Origin of the sequence: uncultured Phenylobacterium sp., assembly GCF_902826855.1 — a bacterium.
GTDB lineage: Bacteria > Pseudomonadota > Alphaproteobacteria > Caulobacterales > Caulobacteraceae > Phenylobacterium.
Genome location: NZ_CADEGK010000366.1, coordinates 1 through 1,825, shown reverse-complemented (window position 1 = coordinate 1,825; position 1,825 = coordinate 1). Strand labels below are relative to the sequence as shown.

Here is a 1,825-nt window from a genome sequence, read left to right as displayed (position 1 = left end):
CTCGGATACAGGCGATCTTCACCTCAAACGCCACGCCACTTGGGGAATGCAGGCTGAGAGACAGACGCTAGGCCGGGTCGTTCGGGCTTGCCGAGGCCCGAAGCGCCCGACGCCGCAGGATGACGTACGCGCCGGCGCTTCCATTCCCCGGCGGCATGGCTGCTTGGCTCCTGGCCGCTGCGCGAGCAGCTGGCCAGCGATGAAGGAGACGCCATGACCGGTCGGGTGGAAGGCAAGGTGGCGCTCGTCACCGGCGCAGCAAGCGGCATCGGTCGCGGGATCGCCGAGAAGCTGGCGGCCGAAGGGGCGGTCGTCGTGGTCACTGACATCCAGGATCCGATGGGCGAAGAGGTCGTGGCCGGCATCAAGGCGGCGGGCGGCCAGGCGGAGTACCGCCGCCACGACGTCACCGACGAGGACGCCTGGATCGAGGTCGTGGGCGGGATCAAGGCCCGGCACGGCCGCCTGGACATCCTGGTCAACAACGCGGGCATCGGCATCGGCGGCCCCACCCTGGAGATGAAGCTCTCCGACTGGCGCCGGCAGATGGCCATCAACGTCGACGGCGTCTTCCTGGGCGTGAAGCACGGCATCCCGCTGATGCGCGCGAGCGGCGACGGCGGCTCGATCGTCAATATCTCGTCGGTGGCGGGCCTGAAGGGCTCGCCCAACCTGTCGGGCTACTGCGCCACCAAGGGCGCGGTGCGGCTGTTCACCAAGTCCATCGCCCTGGAATGCGCCCAGGCCAAGGACGGGATCCGGGTGAACTCCATCCACCCAGGCCTGATCGAGACGCCGATCTGGATCACTGTCGGCAATGCGATCAACCCCGGCATGAACGCCATGCCCGACCTCGACGCCATGTCGGCCGCCTCCGTGCCGCTGGGCGTCAAGGGCGTGCCGGCCGACATCGCCAACGGCGCCCTGTGGCTGTGCAGCGACGAGGCGCGCTACGTCACGGGCCTTGAGCTGGTCATCGACGGCGGCCTGATCCTGCGCTGATCCCGATCAGGCGCTTGCCGCGCCTGCATGCGCCCGCGGTGGGCGGGATGGCGCGGTCGGCGTCCGGGACGGTTTAGTCGAGGCGGCTGGCCTCGTAGACCAACCCCCATCTCCTCGCGCTGCCAGGCGACGCGCGGCCCCCCGCGCGCCGCCGGCGAAGTCGTGGATGATGAGCATTCAGCCGACGCCTTCGGCCGCCAGCACCTCGTCGAGGTTGTCGTAGCTGACGGCCATGCCATCGGTCATGCCGGATTGGAACGCCATGTCGCGGATCTCCGCGGTCGGGTAGAGCGCCGAGGCCGTGAGCGTGGTGCGTCCGTCGTGCTCGACCAGCGTCAGGGTGTTGATCGCAGGCTCACCCGCCTCGACCGGCTGCTCGTGGTTCACCGGCTGGCCGTCCAGACCGTCCATGCGCTCGGTCGTGACCATCCGGCGGTGGGTCTCCAGCTCGAGATGCTCGCCGTACGAACCGAATTCGGCGCCGGTCGCGTCCTCATGCCAGACGTAGCGGTACTTGCCGCCCACGCGCAGGTCGACGGTGCAGTAAGGCATGCTCCAGCCCGGCGGGCCCAGCATCCAGCGCTTCAGCAGCTCGGGCTTGGTGTGGGCGTCCCAGACCAGGGCCGCGGGCGCGTCGAACGTGCGGATCACGACCACTTCGCGGTCGGAGGGCGTCTTCACTTCCACGGGCTTGGGCATGGGATCAGTCCTTCTGCATCTTCGGTTGAGGGGCTTGGAGTTCGCTCAGCAGGGCATCCAGGATGAAATAGCTCCATCCCGGGCTCGCGTGCGGCTCCTCGCGCTCGGCGATGGGGAAACCCGG

2 protein-coding genes are annotated in these 1,825 nt (G+C 68.9%); one reads left to right on the top strand and one right to left on the bottom strand.

Annotation, left to right across the window (positions count from 1 at the left end):
* Positions 1-213: 213 nt before the first annotated feature.
* A complete protein-coding gene (locus QZV94_RS24830; protein ID WP_293683123.1) occupies positions 214-1,002 on the top strand; it encodes an SDR family NAD(P)-dependent oxidoreductase in 789 nt (262 codons plus the stop codon).
* A gap of 177 nt (positions 1,003-1,179) precedes the next feature.
* Here QZV94_RS24830 and QZV94_RS24825 read toward each other — a convergent pair whose 3' ends face one another.
* On the bottom strand, positions 1,180-1,701 hold the full coding sequence (locus tag QZV94_RS24825; protein ID WP_293683121.1) for an SRPBCC family protein: 522 nt from the start codon (positions 1,699-1,701) through the stop codon (positions 1,180-1,182).
* Positions 1,702-1,825: the final 124 nt, after the last annotated feature.